Annotated in this window: 16 protein-coding genes; 12 read left to right on the top strand and 4 right to left on the bottom strand. The window is 72.6% G+C overall.

Annotated features, from left to right (window positions below; genetic code table 11):
- Nucleotides 1–13 precede the first annotated feature (13 nt).
- Entirely contained in the window at nucleotides 14–841 is an 828-nt protein-coding gene (locus tag ACK2IS_RS09615; protein ID WP_409483114.1) for a serine hydrolase, read from the top strand.
- Between the two features lie 40 nt (nucleotides 842–881).
- On the opposite strand, the gene ACK2IS_RS09610 is transcribed toward ACK2IS_RS09615, so the two are convergent.
- The 4 genes from ACK2IS_RS09610 to ACK2IS_RS09595 all read right to left on the bottom strand — a co-directional run bounded on the left by ACK2IS_RS09610 (nucleotide 882) and on the right by ACK2IS_RS09595 (nucleotide 4,646).
- Nucleotides 882–2,078, bottom strand: a complete 1,197-nt coding sequence (locus tag ACK2IS_RS09610; RefSeq protein ID WP_409483113.1) for a glycine C-acetyltransferase — start codon at nucleotides 2,076–2,078, stop codon at nucleotides 882–884.
- A 27-nt stretch (nucleotides 2,079–2,105) separates the two neighbouring features.
- The gene (gene tdh, locus ACK2IS_RS09605; RefSeq protein WP_409483112.1) at nucleotides 2,106–3,164 is read right to left on the bottom strand and encodes an L-threonine 3-dehydrogenase; all 1,059 of its coding nucleotides are present in this window, start codon (nucleotides 3,162–3,164) and stop codon (nucleotides 2,106–2,108) included.
- An 85-nt stretch (nucleotides 3,165–3,249) separates the two neighbouring features.
- Complete coding sequence (locus ACK2IS_RS09600; protein WP_409483111.1) at nucleotides 3,250–3,912, bottom strand: MBL fold metallo-hydrolase; 663 nt, start codon at nucleotides 3,910–3,912, stop codon at nucleotides 3,250–3,252.
- Nucleotides 3,909–4,646, bottom strand: coding sequence for a maleylpyruvate isomerase family mycothiol-dependent enzyme (locus tag ACK2IS_RS09595; protein WP_409483110.1), 738 nt, complete (start codon nucleotides 4,644–4,646; stop codon nucleotides 3,909–3,911). The genes ACK2IS_RS09600 and ACK2IS_RS09595 overlap by 4 nt, the downstream gene beginning before the upstream one ends.
- 77 nt (nucleotides 4,647–4,723) lie before the next feature.
- Between ACK2IS_RS09595 and uvrA the strand changes: the two genes are divergently transcribed.
- From uvrA to ACK2IS_RS09540, 11 genes are all read left to right on the top strand, one after another.
- Nucleotides 4,724–7,984, top strand: a complete 3,261-nt coding sequence (uvrA, locus tag ACK2IS_RS09590) for an excinuclease ABC subunit UvrA (protein ID WP_409483109.1) — start codon at nucleotides 4,724–4,726, stop codon at nucleotides 7,982–7,984.
- A 68-nt stretch (nucleotides 7,985–8,052) separates the two neighbouring features.
- Entirely contained in the window at nucleotides 8,053–10,425 is a 2,373-nt protein-coding gene (locus ACK2IS_RS09585) for an SCO7613 C-terminal domain-containing membrane protein (RefSeq protein WP_409483108.1), read from the top strand.
- A 144-nt stretch (nucleotides 10,426–10,569) separates the two neighbouring features.
- On the top strand, nucleotides 10,570–12,570 hold the full coding sequence (gene uvrC, locus ACK2IS_RS09580) for an excinuclease ABC subunit UvrC (RefSeq protein ID WP_409483107.1): 2,001 nt from the start codon (nucleotides 10,570–10,572) through the stop codon (nucleotides 12,568–12,570).
- A gap of 179 nt (nucleotides 12,571–12,749) precedes the next feature.
- Complete coding sequence (rapZ, locus tag ACK2IS_RS09575; RefSeq protein WP_409485658.1) at nucleotides 12,750–13,625, top strand: RNase adapter RapZ; 876 nt, start codon at nucleotides 12,750–12,752, stop codon at nucleotides 13,623–13,625.
- Nucleotides 13,622–14,560: a uridine diphosphate-N-acetylglucosamine-binding protein YvcK gene (yvcK, locus tag ACK2IS_RS09570; RefSeq protein ID WP_409483106.1), complete on the top strand. Its 939-nt coding sequence runs from the start codon at nucleotides 13,622–13,624 to the stop codon at nucleotides 14,558–14,560. The genes rapZ and yvcK overlap by 4 nt, the downstream gene beginning before the upstream one ends.
- A 106-nt stretch (nucleotides 14,561–14,666) precedes the next feature.
- A complete protein-coding gene (whiA, locus tag ACK2IS_RS09565) occupies nucleotides 14,667–15,647 on the top strand; it encodes a DNA-binding protein WhiA (RefSeq protein WP_409485657.1) in 981 nt (326 codons plus the stop codon).
- Nucleotides 15,648–15,778: 131 nt separating this feature from the next.
- Complete coding sequence (gene gap, locus ACK2IS_RS09560) at nucleotides 15,779–16,783, top strand: type I glyceraldehyde-3-phosphate dehydrogenase (RefSeq protein ID WP_409483105.1); 1,005 nt, start codon at nucleotides 15,779–15,781, stop codon at nucleotides 16,781–16,783.
- Between the two features lie 40 nt (nucleotides 16,784–16,823).
- Complete coding sequence (locus tag ACK2IS_RS09555; RefSeq protein WP_409483104.1) at nucleotides 16,824–18,020, top strand: phosphoglycerate kinase; 1,197 nt, start codon at nucleotides 16,824–16,826, stop codon at nucleotides 18,018–18,020.
- A gap of 136 nt (nucleotides 18,021–18,156) precedes the next feature.
- A complete protein-coding gene (tpiA, locus tag ACK2IS_RS09550) occupies nucleotides 18,157–18,936 on the top strand; it encodes a triose-phosphate isomerase (protein WP_409483103.1) in 780 nt (259 codons plus the stop codon).
- Between the two features lie 107 nt (nucleotides 18,937–19,043).
- A complete protein-coding gene (hemQ, locus tag ACK2IS_RS09545; protein ID WP_409483102.1) occupies nucleotides 19,044–19,766 on the top strand; it encodes a hydrogen peroxide-dependent heme synthase in 723 nt (240 codons plus the stop codon).
- Nucleotides 19,767–19,878: 112 nt separating this feature from the next.
- A complete protein-coding gene (locus tag ACK2IS_RS09540) occupies nucleotides 19,879–20,556 on the top strand; it encodes a GOLPH3/VPS74 family protein (RefSeq protein WP_409483101.1) in 678 nt (225 codons plus the stop codon).
- Nucleotides 20,557–20,575 lie beyond the last annotated feature (19 nt).

The raw sequence follows: 20,575 nt of genomic DNA, 5'->3' as shown, positions 1-20,575 counted from the left end.
CATACTGCCTCACATGACCCTGGACCCCACCCGTCAGCTCGAGCGTGATCTCCAGGACATCGTGCGGCACGCACCGGGTCGGTTGTCCGTCCAGGTGGTCGGTCCGCAGGGGGTCCTCGCGGGGCGGGACGCGGACCGTCGGGTGCCGGCCGCCGGCCTGATCACGATCCTGGTGCTCCTGGCGACGCTGCACGAGGTGGACCGGGGGCGCCTGAGCCTGGACCAGCAGCTGCGGGTGCCCGAGCGGCGGGTCGGTGGTGCGGGGGCCCTCAGCCTGCTCCCCACGGTCACCGAGCTGAGCGTCATCGAGCTGCTGCGGCTCATGGTCACCCTGGCCGACGACGACGCGGGCAACCTGCTGCTCCAGCTCCTCGGGCACGAGCGGGTCACCCGCTGCGCCACCGATCTCGGGCTGATGCAGACCGTCGTGCAGCGCGACCTGGTGGACCACGCGGCCGCGGAGGCCGGCCGGGACAACCTCACGACCGCCGCGGACCAGGCGGGCCTGCTCGCGATGCTGCGTTCGGGGCGCGCCGTGGGGGAGTCCTCGACCAGGCTCGCCCGGGCCCTGCTGGGGGAGCAGCGGCACGCGTATGGCGTCACCGCTCTGCTCCCGGACCAGGTCGTCCGCGGCTCCAAGCCGGCAGACCTGCCGGGCCTGCGCCACGACGTCGCGCTGATCGAGGCGCACGGGTCCTGGCGCTGCGTGGCCGTCACGGCGACCGACATGTACGACCGCCGCCACGAGCAGGACTACTCGGTCAGCGTGCTGCCGGCTCTCGCCGCGGTGGGCGAGGCCGTGCTGAGCACGCTCGTGCCGCCGCCCCCACCGCAGCGGTGAGCGGCGGCGGAGGCGGCGGGAGGGCCGGTCGGGCCGGTGGTCAGGCGCCGGTGACCTGCTCGCGGGCGGCGACGAAGGCGTCGACGCAGGCGCGCACGTCGTCCTCGGAGTGCGCCGCCGACATCTGGACCCGGATCCGGGCCCGGCCCTGCGGGACCACGGGGTAGCTGAACGGGATGACGTAGACCCCCCGCTCCAGCATGGCGTCGGCGACCTGACCGGCCTGACGGGCGCCGTCCTCGCCGGGGAACATCACCGGGATGATGGCGTGCTCGCCCGGGAGCAGCTCGAAGCCGGCCTCGGTCATCAGGCGCCGGAAGAGCTCGGCGTTGCGGCGCAGCACCTGGCGGGGTTCGGCGGAGTCGCGGGCGATCTCCAGGGCCTTCAGGGAGCCGGCGACCACCGAGGGGGCGACCGCGTTGCTGAACAGGTAGGGGCGGGATCGCTGGCGCAGCAGGTCGACGATCTCCTGGTGGGCGCTGATGTAGCCGCCGGACGCGCCGCCCAGGGCCTTGCCGAGGGTGCCGGAGATGATGTCGACCCGGTCCATGACCCCGAAGTGCTCGGGCGTGCCGCGGCCGCCGTCACCGACGAAGCCCACGGCGTGGGAGTCGTCGACCATGACCATCGCGCCGAACTCCTCGGCCAGGTCGCAGATCTCACGCAGGGGCGCGAGGTAGCCGTCCATCGAGAAGACTCCGTCGGTGACCACGACGACCCGCTTGGCGCCCGCCTCGCGGATGGCCTCGAGCTGGGCCCGCAGGTCGGCCATGTCGGCGTTCTTGTAGCGGTACCGCCTGGCCTTGGACAGCCGGATCCCGTCGATGAGCGACGCGTGGTTGAGCTCGTCGCTGATGATGGCGTCCTCGGCACCGAAGAGCACCTCGAAGACACCGCCGTTGGCGTCGAAGCAGGAGGAGTACAGGATCGTGTCGTCGGTGCCGAGGAAGTCCGACAGGGCCTTCTCGAGCTGCTTGTGGGTGGTCTGGGTGCCGCAGATGAAGCGCACCGAGGCCATGCCGAAGCCCCACTCGCGCAGCGCCGCGGCCGCAGCCTCCTCCACCTCGGGGCGGTCGGCGAGGCCGAGGTAGTTGTTGGCGCAGAAGTTCAGCGCGTCGGCCGTGGCGGTGGTGACGTGCGCGGACTGGGGGCTGGTGAGCTGACGCTCGGCCTTCCACAGCCCGGCGTCCTTGATCTCCTGCAGCGTGGTGGCCAGCTCGGCCTTGATAGCGTACATGCGGATCTCCTTGGGTGGCAGGGGCAGTCAGTCGGCGATCTCGAGGATGACCTTGCCGCACTCGCCGGAGCGGGCGGCGGCCCAGGCCTGCGGCCAGTCGTCAAGACCGACCCGGTGGGTGATGACCGACCGGACGGCGTCCCGCAGCTGGGGGCTGGACTGGAGCATGAAGGTCATGTGGTACCACGTCTCGAACATCTCGCGGCCGTAGATGCCCTTGATGGTGAGCATGTGGGTGATGATCTTGCCCCAGTCGACGGGGAAACCCTCCTTGGGCAGCCCGAGCATCGAGATCTTGGCGCCGAAGTTGCAGTTGTCGATGAGCTGGCGCATGGCGGCAGGGGCCCCGGACATCTCCAGGCCGAGGTCGAAGCCTTCCGTCATACCGAGCTCGCGCTGGACCTCTCGCAGGTCCTCCTGCTGGACGTTGACGGTCCGGGTCGCCCCTGCGCCCTGCGCCAGCCCCAGACGGAAGTCGCTCATGTCCGTGACGACGACGTGGCGGGCCCCGGCGTGCCGCGCGATGGCCGCGGCCATGACCCCGATGGGCCCGGCGCCGGTGATCAGGACGTCCTCGCCGACCATGGGGAACTGCAGGGCGGTGTGGGTGGCGTTGCCGAAGGGGTCGAACAACGCACCCAGCTCGGGGTCGATGCCGTCGGGCTGCACCCAGACGTTGGTCGCCGGCACGACGACGTAGTCGGCGAAGGCGCCGTCGCGGTTGACCCCGATGGAGCTGGTGTTGGGGCACATGTGGCGGCGGCCGGCGCGGCAGTTGCGGCACATCCCGCAGACGATGTGTCCCTCGACCGAGCAGCGCTGTCCCACCTGGAGGTTGGCCGAACCGGTGCCGGACACGACGTCGTCGGCGAGGTCCACGATCTCACCGTAGAACTCGTGCCCGATCGTCATCGGCGGGTGCACCATCGACGCCGCCCAGTCGTCCCACTGCTCCAGGTGCAGGTCGGTGCCGCACAGCCCGGCCCGCAGCACCCGGATCTTGACCTCACCGGGTCCGACCTGGGGCTCCGGCACCTCCCTCAGCTCGAGACCGGGGCCGGCGTGAGGCTTGACGAGGGCGCGCATGAGACCACTTCCTGGGACTGCAGAGGGTAAACCGATTCATACCCAACCTAGCCCCCGGGGCGCAGGCGCTCGGAGGCGCCCCTCCTCACCAGCCGCGGGCGCGCCACTCGTCGAGGTTGGGTCGCTCGGCGCCGAGGGTGGTGTCGCCGCCGTGGCCCGGATAGACCCAGTCGGCGTCGTCGTACTCTCCGAAGATGCGCTCCTCGACGTCGTCGATGAGCTGCGGGAAGGACTGGCCGGGGTTCTTGGTGTTGCCGACGCCGCCGGGGAAGAGGCTGTCACCGGTGAACAGGTGCGAGTCCCCGTCGGGGTCGTCGTAGGCCAGCGCGATCCCCCCGGGGGTGTGGCCGCGCAGCTCGATCACCCGCAGGACGGACTCGCCGAGCTCGATCGTGTCGCCGTGGGCCAGCTCGCGGTCGGGGCGGACCGGCAGGGCCTTGCCGTCCACCGCGCTCGCGGCGGTCGGGACGCCGGTGTCCTCGACGACGTCCTTGAGGGCACGGGTGTGGTCCCAGTGCTGGTGGGTCGTCACCAGCAGGTCCAGGCGGCCGGTGCCCTCGTGGACCAGCCGTCCGATCCGGGCGGCGTCGTCGGCGGCGTCGACGAGCAGCTGTCGGCCGGTCGCCCGGTCCGTGAGCAGGTAGACGTTGTTGTGCATCGCCGACACCGCGCACTTGCGGATCGTCAGGTGCGGCAGCTCGCGGACGTCGGACGGGCCGTCGGGGGCGACGTCTCCGGTGTAGGTCACTGAGGGTCCTCCTCGTGGGTGGGGTCGGGGGTGGTGGGGCCGAGCCGGGGCAGCCGGTCGTGGGCGGGCGCGTCGATCTGGTCCGCGCGGTCGCGCAGGAGCCACAGGAGCAGCCCGGCACGGGAGGCGCTGACCGTGGGCTGCCCGTCGCCGAAGGACACCACGTCGCGCTCGTTCGTCCGCAGGCACATCGAGGGGGTGTCGGCGTCGGCGCGCAGCTCGGCGACCTGCTCCTCGAACCACCTCCCGACGAGCTCGGCGGGGGCGTCGGCGAAGGAGTAGCCGGCGTCGAGGTCGACGTGGTGCCAGGCGACCTCGCGCAGCCGGTGCCAGGGCAGCTGCGCACCCGAGAGGGTGCGGCCACCGCCGACCTGGGTGGTGGCGGCCCGGGCGGTGTCGTCCAGCCCGGCCAGGGCCCGGTCCAGCTCCTCGGCGGAGGTCCGCAGCTCGGCGAGCAGCTCGACGCGCGACTGGCGGGCACCCTGCTCGATGTCGGCGTCCCGGGCTTCCTGGGAGGCGTACATGGGTGTCGGCGTGCCCTGGACGGTGGCGACGAGGTTGCGCATCGCGCGGGCGTTGCGGGTGACGTGGGCGAGGACGTGGGCCCGGGTCCACCCGGTGCACAGGGAGGGGCCGCGCAGCGCCTCGTCGTCCAGGCGGGCGGCGGTCTCGAGGAGCCGGGCGGTCTGGGTGCGGAGCTCGCCGAGGTCGGCGTCGAAGGTGGCGTCCGTCATACGGACGACCCTAGACGAGACCACCGGTCCGTGCCTCTCGGCAGCCGTCCGAGCACGCAGAGTGTCAGGAGGGGGGTATGTCGGTGGGCCCACCTACGATGACGCTCGTGCCTGACACCTCCCTCGCGTCCCGCTCGTCCGCCCGCACCCCGCAGCCTCGCGCGCAGCACGATCGGCTCGTGGTCGGCGGGGCCCGGGAGCACAACCTGCGCAACGTCTCGGTGGACCTGCCGCGCGACGGGCTGGTCGTGTTCACCGGGCTGTCGGGCTCGGGCAAGTCCTCCCTCGCGTTCGACACGATCTTCGCCGAGGGACAGCGGCGGTATGTCGAGAGCCTGTCGGCCTACGCCCGCCAGTTCCTCGGGCAGATGGACAAGCCCGACGTCGACTTCATCGAGGGCCTGTCGCCGGCGGTGTCGATCGACCAGAAGTCCACCAACCGCAACCCGCGGTCGACGGTGGGCACCATCACCGAGGTCTACGACTACCTGCGGCTGCTCTTCGCCCGCGCCGGCCGGCCGCACTGCCCGACCTGCGGGGAGCCGGTGGGGCGGCAGACGCCGCAGCAGATCGTGGACCAGCTCCTCGCCCTCCCGGACCGCACCCGCTTCCAGGTGCTTGCCCCGGTCGTGCAGGGCCGCAAGGGCGAGTTCGTGGACCTCTTCGCCGAGCTGCAGACCAAGGGCTTCTCCCGCGCGCGCGTGGACGGCGAGGTCATCTCCCTCACCGAGCCGCCGACGCTGGAGAAGCAGCGCAAGCACACCATCGAGGTGGTCGTGGACCGGCTCGTGGCCAAGGGTGGCGACGCCACCGGCAAGCAGCGGCTCACCGACTCGGTGGAGACCGCGCTGGGTCTGACCGGGGGCATCCTCACCGTCGAGCTCGTCGACGTCCAGGGGGGCGACACCGACGAGGACGGCCGTCCCGTGGCACGCGAGCGCCGCTTCTCCGAGCGGATGGGGTGCCCCAACAACCACCCGCTGGCCATCGACGAGATCGAGCCGCGCACGTTCTCGTTCAACGCGCCCTACGGCGCCTGCCCCCACTGCTCCGGCATCGGCACCGAGCTGGAGGTCGACCCCGACCTGGTGATCCCGGACGAGGAGCTCAGCATCCGCGACGGGGCGATCGCACCCTGGGCCCAGGGCAGCGGCTCCCAGGACTACTTCCTGCGCGTGATCGGGGCGCTGGCCAAGGACCTGTCGTTCAGCCTGGACGTGCCGTGGCGCTCGCTGCCGGACCGGGCCCGTGAGGCGCTGCTGCACGGCCAGGACCACAAGGTGCACGTGAAGTACCGCAACCGGTGGGGGCGGGAGCGGTCCTACTCCACCGGGTTCGAAGGAGTCCTGCCGTTCGTGCGCCGGCGGCACGCGGAGACCGACTCGGAGTGGTCGCGCGAGCGCTACGAGGGCTACATGCGCGAGATCCCCTGCCCGGTGTGCGCCGGCGCCCGGCTCAAGCCCGAGGTCCTGTCGGTCTTGCTGGGCGGCAAGAACATCGCCGAGGTCTGCAGTCTGTCGATCGGCGACGCCGCGTCCTTCCTGCGCGGCGTGGAGTTCACCGAGCGCGAGCGGCAGATCGCCGAGCGGGTGGTCAAGGAGATCCACGCCCGCCTCGGGTTCCTGCTGGACGTCGGCCTGGACTACCTGTCCCTGGACCGTCCGGCGGGCACCCTGTCCGGCGGGGAGGCCCAGCGCATCCGCCTGGCCACCCAGATCGGGTCCGGCCTGGTGGGCGTGCTCTACGTCCTGGACGAGCCGTCGATCGGCCTGCACCAGCGGGACAACCACCGGCTCATCGCCACGCTGACCCGGCTGCGCGACCTGGGCAACACGCTGATCGTCGTGGAGCACGACGAGGACACGATCGCGGCCGCAGACTGGGTGGTCGACATCGGCCCGGGCGCCGGCGAGCACGGCGGCAAGGTCGTCCACAGCGGACCGGTCGCCGAGCTGCTGGCCAGCGAGTCCTCCCTCACCGGGGCCTATCTCGCCGGACGACGGGAGATTCCGATGCCGGCGACGCGGCGCCCTCAGGAGCCCGGCCGGGAGCTGACCGTCGTCGGGGCCACCGAGCACAACCTGACCGGCGTGGACGTGACCTTCCCGCTCGGCAACCTCGTCGCCGTCACGGGGGTGTCCGGGTCCGGGAAGTCCACGCTCGTCAACGACATCCTCTACACCGTCCTGGCCAACAAGCTCAACGGGGCCCGGCAGGTGCCGGGCCGCCACCGCACCGTCACCGGGCTGGAGCACCTGGACAAGGTGGTCCACGTCGACCAGTCACCCATCGGACGCACGCCCCGGTCCAACCCGGCGACCTACACCGGTGTCTTCGACCACATGCGCAAGCTCTTCGCACAGACCACGGAGGCCAAGGTCCGCGGCTATCAGCCGGGTCGGTTCTCGTTCAACGTCAAGGGCGGTCGCTGCGACGCGTGCAACGGCGACGGCACCATCAAGATCGAGATGAACTTCCTGCCGGACGTCTACGTCCCGTGCGAGGTGTGCCATGGGGCGCGCTACAACCGCGAGACCCTGGAGGTGCACTACAAGGGCAAGACCATCGCCGACGTCCTGGACATGCCCATCGAGGAGGCGGCGGCGTTCTTCGAGGCGGTCCCCGCCATCTCGCGGCACCTGAGCACGCTGGTCGAGGTGGGCCTGGGCTACGTCCGGCTCGGTCAGCCGGCGACGACCCTGTCGGGCGGTGAGGCCCAGCGGGTCAAGCTCGCCGCAGAGCTGCAGAAGCGCTCGACCGGACGGACCATCTACGTCCTCGACGAGCCCACGACCGGGCTGCACTTCGAGGACATCCGCAAGCTGCTGCTCGTCCTGCAGGGCCTGGTCGACAAGGGCAACACCGTGCTCGTCATCGAGCACAACCTCGACGTCATCAAGAATGCCGACTGGATCGTGGACATGGGCCCCGAGGGTGGCTCGGGCGGCGGCGCCGTCGTCGCCACCGGCACCCCGGAGGAGGTGGCGGCCAGCGAGGCGTCCCACACCGGCCGCTTCCTCGCCCCGGTGATCGCCAAGACGACCGAGACCTTCGACGCCAAGGTGGCCGTGCCGATCGACCGACCGGTGCGCGCGGGCATCCGCCGGGCGGCGGCCGCGGCGACGAAGTCCGCCGCCGCGGCCCGAGGCTCGACCCACGCCGACCCCACCGCGAGCGGGACGACCACGAAGAAGGCCACGGCGACCAAGAGCCCGGCGAAGAAGGCGACTGCGAAGAAGTCGGCTGCGAAGAAGGCGACCGCCCCCAGGTCCACAGCTGGCCGGGCGGTCACGGCGAAGGCGGCGACCCCGACGACCGCCGAGGGGTCCTCCGCGTAGCACCCGCCCCAGCAGGGGTGAGTACTCCTGCTCTCCCCGAGCGGCCCCCCGGCCGCCAGGCTGAGGCCATGGCTGCGATCACCTCCACCCGGGCCTCCGTCGTCCCACCCCCGGTGGCGTACTTCGACCCCGAGCACTGTCCCGTCTGCGGGTCCCCCCTCGCCGCGGGCGCGCCCCGCTGCGAGGGCTGCACCGTGCAGCTCGGCCACCCGCTCGTCGCCCGTCTCGCCGCCGCGCTCCATGAGGCCGACCGCACCAAGGCCGCCCTGGTCGCCGACCGGGCGGCCTTCGGCGTGCCGGTCGACCCGGCCCGTGCCGCGGCGTCTTCCGTGCCGACGCACGACGCCGACGCCACCCGGCCCGGGAGCGGGACCCAGGCGAGGTCCGGAGCCGCGGGCCGGGGGCGCGGGGTGCTGCTCACGGTCGGAGCCCTGTGCGTGCTGGCGGCGGGCAGCGTCTTCGCCTTCGTGGGCTGGGCGTTGCTGGGCTGGGTCGGCCGCGCCGCGGTGCTGCTGCTCCTCGCCGGCACGGCGCTCGTCGGCGCCCGGGCTCTGGACCGGCGACGTCTGGTGGGCTCGGCGGAGACCCTCGGGACACTGGCAGCAGCGCTGACCATGGTGGCCTGGCGGATCCTGGTGGCCGAGGTCGAGCTCCCCGGCGAGGACGCCATCGGCTGGGCCCTGCTGGGGATCGCCGGCGGGGCGACGCAGCTGCGCAGCGCACGCCGGTGGCTGGCGGCGGACGCGACCACCGGGCTCGGGGCCTGCGCCGCCCTCATGATCACGTGCACGCAGCTGGGGGACCGGCGGGCCCTCACCCTCCTGGCGGTCCCGGTGGTGGCCCTCGTCGCCGCACGGCGCCCGCAGCTGCTGCGCACCGCCCCGCTGGCCCTGACCGGGGCGGCTCTCGGCGGGATCGCCTCGGTCCTCGTCGTGCTCGCCGACGCCCTCGCCGCGGCCGGGACGGCCGCCACGGCGACGGCCGCGCTCCGGGACGCCTGGCAGCTGCAGGCCCTCGCCGCCGCCCTGGCCCTGGCGGGCGTGATCACCAGCCGCGTCTCCTGGCCACAGGACGTCCGGTGGGTCCCGCCCGAGCTCGACCTGGCGCCGTCGCGGCCCGAGGTGGCATCGCCTGATCAGACTCGCCCTGACCGGACCGGCCCTGACCGGACCGGGCCCGCGCAGCAGCGACCCGACGGGGCGAGCACCTCGACGTCTGCCGCGGCCATCCCCACGCTGCTGCAGGCCGCGGCCGCCGCCTCGTCCGCCGAGTGGGTCGTCGGCGCGGTGCGACTGCTCCCTGCCGACCTCGGGCCCTGGGTCTCCCTGGTCCTGGCGGGCTGCCTGGCCGGCGCTCTGGCGGGGGGCCTGGGACTGTGGTCACGCCGGACGACGGCAGCCGGCGGACCCGCACCACGCGTCCTCGCCACCGCCGCGGTGGTGCTGCCCGCCACCGCCGTCCTCGCCATACCGCTGCTCGAAGCCCTCGCCGACGGTCTGGGTCGCGCCGCCCTCTCCCAGACCGTCGGTCTGACCACAGGCGGACAGCCCGCCCACGGGTGGCCCCGGGCCCCGCGCCCGGTCGTCGCCTGGACCTGGCCGGCCGCGGTGCTCGTGCTCGTCGGGCTGAACGCCCTCGTGGGGAGGCGACGGGCCACCTGGGCCGACCGTCTCGGACCCGTCCTCGCCGCCTGCGCCGTGCCGTGGACCGCCCACCAGTCGGGCCTGGCGCCGACCACCGCCACGGCGGTCGGCGTCGGCGCCGCCGTGGCGATCGTCCTGCTCGGCGCAGCCGCCCCGCAGCCCCGGGGACGGGCTCTGTGGAGCCTGCCCTGGTGGGCCACCGCGGTGTCCGCCGCCGCACCGGACCTCCGGCTGCTCTCGGGCGTGCTGGCCGGAGCCGCCCTGGTCAGCCTGACCCGGGCCGCGCTCGCCTCGACCGCGACGCGTCGCACCTGGGCCCTCCCGGCGACCGCCTGCGCGGTGGGCTCCGCCTGGTTGCTCCTCGCCGACCTGCAGGTGAGCACCCCGGAGGCCTACTCCCTGTCCGCCGCGGCCGCCCTCGCACCCTGGGCCTGGCGCGAGCTGGTGACGTCGCGCGTGCCGTCCGCGCCCGCGCTCCCGGTGCTCGGGATCGCCCTGGGCACCAGCGCCCTGGTGTGCCTCGCCGACCTGTCCTCGGGTCGGGCGCTCGCGGTGGTCGTCGGCGCGGTCGCCCTGGTCGTGGTCGGGGCTGCCCGTCGGACGGCGGCGCACCTGCGCGTGGGGGCGACGGTGCTGGCCGTGCTGGCGCTGGTCCGGGCGGCCCCGTGGGTGGGCTACCTGCCGCCCTGGCTGCCGCTCGGGGCCGGGGGAGCGGTGCTCCTGGCCCTCGGGATCACCTGGGAGGCACGGCTGGAGGACCTGCGACACCTGCGTCGGCGCGCAGCCGCGCTGCGCTGAGCCCATCTGCGAGGCCCCCCACGTCCTGTCCTGGACCCGGGCCGGGACCTCGACGAGGCCCACGGTCCCGCGCGCCGTGGCCGCCCCGCAGCCACGGTGCGCAGCCGACCACGGTGTGTCGGCACCGGGACATACCCTGTCCCGGTGGCTGATCCCTCGACCTACCGACCGCGACCCGGGGAGATCCCGGTCGACCCGGGTGTCTACCGCTTCCGCGACCAGGAAGGGCGGGTCATCTACGTCGGCAAGGCGAAGTCCCTGCGCAGCCGACTGAGCTCGTACTTCCAGGACATCTCCGCCCTGCACCCGCGCACCCGTCGCATGGTCACCACCGGCGCCTCGGTCGAGTGGACCGTCGTGCGCACCGAGGTCGAGGCCCTGCAGCTGGAGTACTCCTGGATCAAGGAGTTCGACCCCCGCTTCAACGTCAAGTACCGCGACGACAAGTCCTATCCCTACCTGGCCGTGACCATGGGGGAGGAGTTCCCCCGCGCGCAGGTCATGCGAGGCGCCAAGCGCAAGGGCACCCGTTACTTCGGTCCTTACGGGCACGCCTGGGCGATCCGCGAGACGCTGGACCTGCTGCTCAAGGTGTTCCCCGTCCGCACCTGCTCCTCGGGGGTCTTCCGGCGGGCCGCCCAGGTCGGGCGCCCCTGCCTGCTCGGCTACATCGACAAGTGCTCCGCCCCCTGCGTCGGCACGGTGAGCGCCGAGGAGCACCGGGCGATCGCGGAGGACTTCTGCGACTTCATGGCCGGTTCGACGACGAAGTTCGTCAAGCGCGTTGAGCGGGAGATGCTCGCCGCGTCCGACGCGCTCGAGTTCGAGCGGGCGGCGATGCTGCGCGACGACCTCCAGGCCATGAGCAAGGCCCTGGAGAAGTCCGCGGTCGTCCTCGGCGACGCCACCGACGCCGACGTCTTCGCCGTCGCCGACGACGAGCTCGAGGCCGCCGTGCAGGTCTTCCACGTCCGCGGCGGCCGCATCCGCGGGCAGCGCGGCTGGGTCGTCGAGCGCGAGTCCGAGGACACGGCCACCCCGGCGCTGCTCGTCGCCCGGCTCCTGCAGCAGGTGTACGGCGGGGAGAGCGGCGACGGGGTCCCTCGCGAGGTGCTGGTCCCGGTGCTGCCGGCCGACCACCTCGCGGTGCAGGAGTGGCTCACGAACCTGCGCGGCTCCGGCGTGGAGGTGCGGGTCCCGCAGCGCGGGGACAAGCGCGAGCTGATGGCCACCGTCCGGCGCAACGCCGACCAGGCCCTCGCCCGTCACAAGGTCGCCCGCGCCGGGGACCTCACCGCCCGCAGCCAAGCCCTCCAGGAGCTGCAGGACGCCCTCGGCCTCACCGAGGCACCCCTGCGAATCGAGTGCTACGACGTCTCGCACGTCCAGGGGACCAACGTCGTCGCGTCCATGGTGGTCTTCGAGGACGGGCTGCCCCGCAAGGGGGAGTACCGCCGGTTCATCGTCCGCGGCGACGCGCCCGAGGGCGAGGACCCGCAGGTCGACGACACCGCCGCCATGCGCGAGGTGCTGACCCGCCGGTTCCGGCGACACCTCGCCCAGCAGGCCGACGCCGCGGAGGCGCTCGCGTCGGGGGACGCCGAGGCGGTCGCGGCCGTGGCCGCGGGCATCGACCCGGAGACCGGGAAGCCCCGGCGCTTCGCCTACGCCCCGCAGCTCGTCGTGGTCGACGGCGGGCTTCCGCAGGTCAACGCCGCCCAGGCGGTGCTGGAGGAGCTGGGCGTCGACGACGTCGCGCTCGTCGGGCTGGCCAAGCGGCTGGAGGAGGTATGGCTGCCGGGCGACGACTTCCCGGTGATCCTGCCGCGCTCCAGCGAGGGGCTCTACCTGCTGCAACGGGTCCGTGACGAGGCCCACCGCTTCGCGATCACCTTCCACCGGCAGCGCCGGTCCAAGGCGATGACCACGAGCGCCCTGGACGGCATACCCGGGCTCGGGCAGGCCCGGCAGAAGGCGCTGCTCCAGGCCTTCGGCTCGGTCAGGCGCCTGCGCGAGGCAGACGTGGCCGAGCTGCAGACCGTCAAGGGCGTCGGTCCGGCGCTGGCGCAGACCGTCCATGACCGACTGCGCGAGGGGACGGCCGAGCCGGCCGTCAACCTGACCACGGGCGAGGTGCTCGACTGAGCGACCTGCCGATCGGCCGCGCGGCCGGCAGGGCCAGCACCGGGGCCCCGCCTAGACTGAGGCCCCCGTCCCCCTGCCGAGGAGCCTGCACCGTGGCCGAGCCCACCGCCCCCCGCGCCGCGTCGACCCCCGAGCCCCGGAACGCCAAGCCCCGGAACGCCGAGCCGCCGACCGCCGACATGCCGGTGGTGACCGCCGGCCACGAGTTCGTCGTGGTCACCGGCCTGTCCGGGGCCGGGCGCTCCACCGCCTCCAACGTCCTGCAGGACAGCGGCTGGTTCGTCACCGACAACATCCCCCCGCAGATGCTCGCGCCGATGGCCACCCTGCTGCGTGAGCAGCAGCCCGAGGTGCTGCGGGTGGCCGCGGTCGTCGACGTCCGCACGCGCAACATGTTCGAGCAGCTGTCCGAGGCCGTCCAGGAGCTGCGTGACCACGGCTGGAAGCCCCGCATCGTCTTCCTCGACGCCACCGACGAGACGCTGGTGCGGCGTTTCGAGAGCGTCCGGCGACCTCACCCGCTGCAGGGTGACGGTGGCCTGCTCGAGGCGATCCAGGCCGAGCGCGAGCGGCTCGGCGACATCCGCTCGGTCGCGGACGTCATCGTGGACACCAGCGGCTTCAACGTCCACCAGTTCTCCGCCAAGATCGCCCAGATCTTCGACAGCGAGCGAGGCCCCCGCCTGCGGATCGCGGTGATGAGCTTCGGGTTCAAGTACGGCATACCGCTGGACGCCGACACCGTGCTGGACATGCGCTTCCTGCCCAACCCCTTCTGGGTGCCCGAGCTGCGCAGCAAGACCGGGCGCGACCCCGAGGTGTCCCGGTTCGTCTTCGACCAGCTCGGCGCCGACGAGTTCGTCGACCGGGTCGTGGCGATGACGGACGCGATGATCTCCGGCTACGTCCGCGAGGGGCGCCGCTATGTCACCCTCGCCGTGGGGTGCACCGGCGGCAAGCACCGCTCGGTCGCCGTCGCCGAGCGGCTCTCGCGAGAGCTGCAGGGGCCGGAGGTAGGCACCCTCACCGTCCACCGCGACCTGGGGCGCGAGTGAGGGGGCCCCTGGTCGTCGCGCTGGGAGGTGGGCACGGGCTGGCCGCCTCGCTGGCCGCCCTGCGCCTGGTCACCGACCGGATCACCGCGATCGTCACCGTGGCCGACGACGGCGGGTCGTCGGGTCGGCTGCGGCAGGAGTTCGACGTGCTGCCCCCCGGGGACCTGCGGATGGCGCTGGCCGCCCTCTGCAACGACGACGAGTGGGGCACGACCTGGGCGTCGGTCCTGCAGCACCGCTTCGCCGGGCAGGGGCCGCTCGGGGGCCACAGTCTCGGCAACCTGCTGATCCTCGCCCTGTGGGAGCACTTCGGCGAGCCGGTTCAGGGCCTGGACATGGTGGGGCGGCTGCTCAACGCCCGCGGCCGGGTGCTGCCCATGGCGGCGGTCCCGCTCACCATCGAGGCCGTGGTCCAGGGCCTGGACGACGCGGACCCGCAAGGGTCCAGCGTGGTCCGTGGCCAGGCCCGCGTCGCCACGACCCCCGGCGAGGTCCGCTCCGTGTCGGTGCTCCCGGCGGAGCCGCCCGCGCACCCCGAGGCCCTGCGGGCCGTGCGCGAGGCCGAGTGGGTGGTCCTGGGGCCCGGCTCGTGGTTCACCTCGGTGATGCCGCACCTGCTGGTGCCCGAGCTGCGCGAGGCGCTGCTGGAGACCTCTGCGCGTCGGCTGCTCAACCTCAACCTGGTGCTGAACACCGGGGAGACCAACGGCTTCTCGGCGGAGCGCCACCTGGAGGTGCTCGCCGACCACGCCCGGGGGCTGCGGCTGGACGTCGTGCTGGCCGATCCCTCGGTGGTCGGGGACGAGTCCGCGCTGCGGGCCGCCGCGGGCGCCCTGGGGGCCGAGCTGCTGCTCGCGCCCGTGGCCGAGCCGGGCAGCCACGGCCACCACGACTCGCTGCGCCTCGCCGCGGTCTACCGCGACATCATGACCTGACGCGATCGGCTACCGAACGTTGTCCATTCGGCACGATCTGTGGCACATTTGCCAGCATTACCCCGTTAGGGCCACCTTTGGTCTGCTCACTGTCAGGATGAAGCGCATGTCGATGACGGCCATGGTCAAGGACGAGCTCAGCCGCCTTCCCATCACCAAGCCGAGCTGCCGCAAGGCGGAGGTCTCCGCGATCCTGCGCTTCACCGGGGGGCTGCACATCGTGGGTGGCCGCATCGTCGTGGAGGCCGAGGTCGACACCGGCTCCGTGGCCCGGCGACTCGTCAAGGACATCACCGACGTCTACGGCTACACCAGCGAGATCGGGGTGCTGTCCGGCGGCGGGCTGCGCAAGGGCAGCCGCTATCTCGTCCGCGTCGCCAAGGACGGCGAGGCCCTCGCCCGCCAGACCGGCCTGATCGACGGCCGCGGCCGCCCGGTCCGCGGACTGCCGCCGAAGGTCGTGTCGGGGGCCGCCGAGGACGCGGTCGCCGCCTGGCGCGGCGCCTTCCTGGCGCACGGGTCGCTCACCGAGCCCGGCCGCTCCAGCGCCCTGGAGATCACGTGTCCCGGACCGGAGTCCGCGCTCGCGCTGGTGGGTGCGGCCCGGCGGGTCGGGATCCAGGCCAAGGCCCGCGAGGTCCGAGGGATCGACCGGGTCGTCATCCGCGACGGTGACGCGATCGGGGCGATGCTGACGCGGATGGGCGCCCACGACGCCGTCCTCGCGTGGGAGGAGCGCCGGATGCGCCGCGAGGTGCGGGCCACGGCCAACCGCCTCGCGAACTTCGACGACGCCAACCTGCGCCGGTCCGCCCGGGCCGCGGTCGCGGCCGGTGCCCGGGTGGAGCGGGCGCTGGAGATCCTCGGGGACGAGGTCCCGGACCACCTGCGCCAGGCGGGGACCCTGCGCCTGGAGCACAAGCAGGCGAGCCTGGAGGAGCTGGGACAGCTCGCCCAGCCGCCGATGACCAAGGACGCCGTGGCCGGCCGGATCCGCCGGCTGCTCGCGATGGCGGACAAGCGGGCCCAGGACCTGGGGATCCCCGGCACCGAGGCCAACCTGACGCCGGACATGCTCGACCTCTGAGCAGCGGCTTTCCGGATGCCGGGACGCCCGCTCGGACCGCGGGTCGGGTCACGCCCCGGTAACGCGGGTCACGCTGGGCTGCACTAGGGTGGACAACGCCAAGTTGAAGACCCTCTAGGAAGGCTCAAGACGTGACTGTTCGCGTTGGGATCAATGGCTTCGGCCGCATCGGCCGCAACTTCTTCCGCGCCGTGGTGGCTTCCGGTGCCGACATCGAGGTCGTTGCGGTCAACGACCTCACCGACAACAAGACGCTGGCCCACCTGCTGAAGTACGACTCGATCCTCGGCCGCTTCCCCGGTGAGGTGACCTACGACGAGGAGTCCATCACCGTCGACGGCAAGAAGATCATGGCCTTCGCCGAGAAGGACCCGGCCGCGCTGCCGTGGAAGGACAACGGCGTCGACATCGTCGTGGAGTCCACCGGCTTCTTCACCGACGCCACCAAGGCCAAGGCCCACCTCGACGCCGGCGCCAAGAAGGTCATCATCTCCGCGCCCGCCAAGAACGAGGACATCACCATCGTGATGGGCGTCAACGACGACACGTACGACGCCGCCGCGCACCACATCATCTCCAACGCCTCCTGCACCACGAACTGCCTGGCCCCCATGGCCAAGGCCCTCAACGACGGCCTGGGCATCACGCGTGGTCTGATGACCACCATCCACGCCTACACCCAGGACCAGAACCTCCAGGACGGCCCGCACAAGGACCTGCGTCGCTCGCGCGCCGCGGCCCTGAACATGGTCCCGACCACCACCGGTGCGGCCAAGGCCGTGGCCCTCGTCCTGCCCGAGCTCAAGGGCAAGCTCGACGGCTACGCCATGCGCGTCCCGACCCCGACCGGCTCCGCCACCGACCTGACCTTCGAGGCCGGCCGCGAGACCACCGTCGAGGAGGTCAACGAGATCGTCAAGAAGGCCGCCGAGGGCGCCATGAAGGGCAAGCTCGTCTACACCGAGGACCCGATCGTCTCCAAGGACATCGAGACCGACCCGGCCTCCTGCATCTTCGACGCGCAGCTGACCAAGGTCATCGGCACCACGGTCAAGGTCGTCGGCTGGTACGACAACGAGTGGGGCTACTCCAACCGACTCGTGGACCTGACCGCCCTGGTCGGCTCCAAGCTCTGAGCCTGACCTGCCTGCTGACCAACAGATTCGGAGATCACTGATGAAGACCATTGCCGACCTGGGTGACCTGCGCGGCAAGCGGGTCCTCGTCCGCTCGGACCTCAACGTGCCCCTCGACGGTGACCGGATCACCGACGACGGCCGGGTCCGGGCCTCCGTGCCCACCATCACGGAGCTGGCCGAGGCGGGCGCGCGCGTCATCGTGTGCGCCCACCTCGGCCGCCCCAAGGGCGCGCCCGAGGACAAGTACTCCCTCAAGCCGGTCGTCGGTCGCCTCGGCGAGCTGCTCGGCCAGGACGTCGCCTTCGCCACCGACACGGTGGGGGAGTCGGCGAAGGCCACGGTCGCGGGCCTGCAGGACGGCCAGGTGGCCCTCCTGGAGAACCTCCGCTTCAACGCCGGAGAGACCAGCAAGGACGACGGCGAGCGCAAGGCCTTCGCCGAGGAGCTCGCCGCCCTGGCCGACGCCTACGTGTCCGACGGCTTCGGCGTCGTGCACCGCAAGCAGGCCTCCGTCTACGACGTCGCGCAGCTCCTGCCCGCCGCCATGGGCGGTCTGGTCAAGGCCGAGGTCGACGTCCTCGAGCGCCTCACCGAGGACCCCGAGCGGCCCTACGCCGTCGTCCTCGGCGGTGCCAAGGTCGCCGACAAGCTCGCGGTGATAGACAACCTCCTCGGCAAGGCCGACCGCCTCCTCATCGGCGGCGGCATGGTGTTCACCTTCCTCAAGGCCCAGGGCCACGAGGTGGGCACGAGCCTGCTCGACGAGGACTCGATCGAGGCGTGCCAGGGCTACCTGCGGCGCGCCGAGGAGTCGGGCGTGGAGATCGTCCTGCCCGTCGACGTGGTCTGCAACGCGCAGTTCAGCGCCGAGGGTGACGTCACGACCGTCGCCGCCGACGCCATCCCCGCCGACCAGATGGGCCTGGACATCGGGCCCCGCAGCGCCGAGCTCTACGCGTCGAAGATCGCCGACGCCCGGACCGTCTTCTGGAACGGCCCCATGGGTGCCTTCGAGATGGCGCCCTTCGCGGCCGGCACCAAGGCCGTGGCGCAGGCTCTCGTCGACGCCACCGCCGCGGGCGCGCTGACCGTCGTCGGTGGTGGCGACTCCGCCGCCGCCGTGCGTCAGCTCGGCTTCTCCGACGACCAGTTCGGCCACATCTCCACCGGTGGTGGCGCGAGCCTGGAGTACCTCGAGGGCAAGGACCTCCCGGGCATCTCCGTCCTCGGCTGACCCCGGCCACGCAGCACCACGAGAAGCGGCCCCGCGACCCACGCCTGGGACGCGGGGCCGTTTCTCGACGTACGACCGACCATCCCGCAGCCACCCGCCACCCGGTGGCACGCCCCACAGCGACAAGGAGCCCCACATGGCCAACCGCACGCCTCTCATGGCCGGCAACTGGAAGATGAACCAGGACCACCTGCAGGCCACCCACCTGGTGCAGAAGCTCGACTGGACCCTGCGTGACGCCAAGCACGACCACGCGGCCGTCGAGGTCGCCGTGCTCGTCCCGTTCACCGACATCCGCTCGGTCCAGACCCTGGTCGAGGGTGACAAGCTCGATCTGCGGTACGGCGCGCAGGACCTGTCCCAGCACGACTCCGGCGCCTACACCGGCGAGATCTCGGGCGCCTTCCTCGCCAAGCTCGGTTGCACCTACGTCGCCGTCGGGCACTCCGAGCGCCGCGAGTACCACCAGGAGAGCGACGAGTTGCTCAACGCCAAGGTCAAGGCGGCCTACAAGCACGGTCTGACCCCGATCCTGTGCTGCGGCGAGCCGCTCGAGGTCCGCAAGGCCGGGACGCAGGTCGAGCACGTCCTCGCCCAGATCGAGGCCGACCTGCGGGGCCTGCCGGAGCAGCAGGCCAGGAGCATCGTCATCGCCTACGAGCCCATCTGGGCCATCGGCACCGGCGAGGTCGCCACCCCCGAGGACGCCCAGGAGGTCTGCGAGGCCATCCGGCGCAAGCTCGGTGAGCTCTACTCCGCAGAGCTGGCCGACGGCGTCCGCATCCTCTACGGCGGCTCGGTGAAGTCGGGCAACGTCGCCGAGATCATGGCCAAGCCCGACGTGGACGGTGCCCTCGTCGGCGGTGCCTCGCTGGATGCCGAGGAGTTCGCCAAGATCGCCCGCTTCCAGGGCTGATCCGCCCGGTCGGACTCCGGCCCCGGCGAGGTCGCGGGACCGGTCGCCCTCGTGGCGACCGGTCCCGCGCGTCGTGCGGGCGGGTGGACCGGTGGGATGATGGAGCCATGAGCCTGAAGCCGAAGCAGCACCACCGTCCCAGCCCCGCCGAGGTGCGGGCCATCAACGACTCGATCCGCTACACGATGTGGTCGGTGTTCCAGGTGACGGAGCCGCTGCCCGAGGAGCGTGCCGAGATCCTGGCCGATACCCAGGCCTTCTTCGACGCCCTGGCGGCCGACGGCCTGGTGACCGTGCGCGGGCTCTACGACGTCGCCGGACTGCGCGGCGACGCGGACTTCATGGTGTGGTGGCACGGCGAGTCGGTCGAGGCCGTGCAACGGGCCTACCACGGGTTCCGGCGCACGACGCTCGGGCGGGCCTGTGACCCGGTGTGGTCCAACGTCGCCATCCACCGCCCGGCGGAGTTCAACAAGAGCCACATCCCGGCCTTCATGGCTGACGAGACCCCGCGCGCCTACGTCTGCGTCTACCCCTTCGTCCGGTCGCTGGAGTGGTACCTCCTGCCCGACGAGGAGCGTCGCGACCTGCTGGTGGAGCATGGCAGGATGGCCCGGGACTACCCCGACGTGCGAGCCAACACGGTCGCCAGCTTCGCACTGGGCGACTACGAGTGGCTGCTGGCCTTCGAGGCGGACGACCTGCACCGGATCGTGGACCTGATGCGCCACCTGCGCGGTGCCGCGGCCCGTCGGCACACCCGCGAGGAGGTGCCCTTCTTCACCGGGCCGCGGGTCGAGCTGGAGCAGCTGGTAGCCGACCTGCCCTGACCACGGGCGGAGGGACGGCCCACGCCGTCATACCGCCGGTGGAGCCGGGGCCGGACCCGGACCCACCTCAGGGTGGATCCGCGAACGGCCCTGGCTCCGTAGCGTCGTGGTCATGACGACGACGCAGCCCACGACCGCCACCGCACTCTTCCTCCTGGCCCTCAAGGACGACGGCCACCCCCGGGCCTGGGGCCAGCAGACGACCTACGGCCTCGCCGGCGCGCTGCTGACCGACCTGGTCCTGGCCGGCCGGCTCGCGGTGAGCCCGAACGGCAAGCGGCTCGTCGTGGTCGACCAGACGCCGACCGGCGACGAGCTGCTGGACGAGGGACTCGTGCGGTTCGCCGGCCGCGACGGCAAACGCCTCGCGTCGACCATTCCCCCGGTCGCCAAGGGCCTGGACCGGGTGGTCGGCCGCTACCTCGCGCGGCGGGGTGTCGTCCGCGAGGAGGAGGGCTCCCTGTGGGGCCTGGTGCCGACGAGGTTCCCCCTGGTCGACCGGCAGCCGGAGCAGCAACTGCGGGCCCAGCTCGCTGAGGTGCTGCGGGGCGGTTCGCCGCGGCCTGCGGACCTCGCCCTCGTCGGCCTGGTCCACGGGCTCCGGCTGGACGGCAAGGTCTTCCGCGCCGACGAGCTCGGCATGTCGCGCGGCGACCTGCGTCGCCGGATCAGCGACCTCGCCGAGGGCGGGGACCCGGGGGCCGACGCGACCACCGCGGCGATCCGCCGGCTCAACGCCTCGGCCGTGCCGGCGATGGCTGCCTGCGTGGGTCCGGCCGCATCCTGCTGACCCGGTGTCGCCTGCCGGC

Source organism: Arsenicicoccus dermatophilus, assembly GCF_046267915.1.
Taxonomy (GTDB): domain Bacteria; phylum Actinomycetota; class Actinomycetes; order Actinomycetales; family Dermatophilaceae; genus Arsenicicoccus; species Arsenicicoccus dermatophilus_A.
The sequence above is the reverse complement of the archived record's forward strand: the minus strand, read 5'-3'. Positions and strand labels throughout refer to the sequence as shown.

What these genes read in the sequence shown, in the direction of transcription:
- ACK2IS_RS09615 (WP_409483114.1), top strand. Translation starts at nt 14, where the DNA reads ATGACCCTGGACCCCACCCGTCAGCTCGAGCGTGATCTCCAGGACATC.
- ACK2IS_RS09610 (WP_409483113.1), bottom strand. Translation starts at nt 2,078, where the DNA reads ATGTACGCTATCAAGGCCGAGCTGGCCACCACGCTGCAGGAGATCAAG.
- tdh (WP_409483112.1), bottom strand. Translation starts at nt 3,164, where the DNA reads ATGCGCGCCCTCGTCAAGCCTCACGCCGGCCCCGGTCTCGAGCTGAGG.
- ACK2IS_RS09595 (WP_409483110.1), bottom strand. Translation starts at nt 4,646, where the DNA reads ATGACGGACGCCACCTTCGACGCCGACCTCGGCGAGCTCCGCACCCAG.
- uvrA (WP_409483109.1), top strand. Translation starts at nt 4,724, where the DNA reads ATGTCGGTGGGCCCACCTACGATGACGCTCGTGCCTGACACCTCCCTC.
- ACK2IS_RS09585 (WP_409483108.1), top strand. Translation starts at nt 8,053, where the DNA reads ATGGCTGCGATCACCTCCACCCGGGCCTCCGTCGTCCCACCCCCGGTG.
- rapZ (WP_409485658.1), top strand. Translation starts at nt 12,750, where the DNA reads ATGCCGGTGGTGACCGCCGGCCACGAGTTCGTCGTGGTCACCGGCCTG.
- whiA (WP_409485657.1), top strand. Translation starts at nt 14,667, where the DNA reads ATGTCGATGACGGCCATGGTCAAGGACGAGCTCAGCCGCCTTCCCATC.
- ACK2IS_RS09555 (WP_409483104.1), top strand. Translation starts at nt 16,824, where the DNA reads ATGAAGACCATTGCCGACCTGGGTGACCTGCGCGGCAAGCGGGTCCTC.
- tpiA (WP_409483103.1), top strand. Translation starts at nt 18,157, where the DNA reads ATGGCCAACCGCACGCCTCTCATGGCCGGCAACTGGAAGATGAACCAG.
- hemQ (WP_409483102.1), top strand. Translation starts at nt 19,044, where the DNA reads ATGAGCCTGAAGCCGAAGCAGCACCACCGTCCCAGCCCCGCCGAGGTG.
- ACK2IS_RS09540 (WP_409483101.1), top strand. Translation starts at nt 19,879, where the DNA reads ATGACGACGACGCAGCCCACGACCGCCACCGCACTCTTCCTCCTGGCC.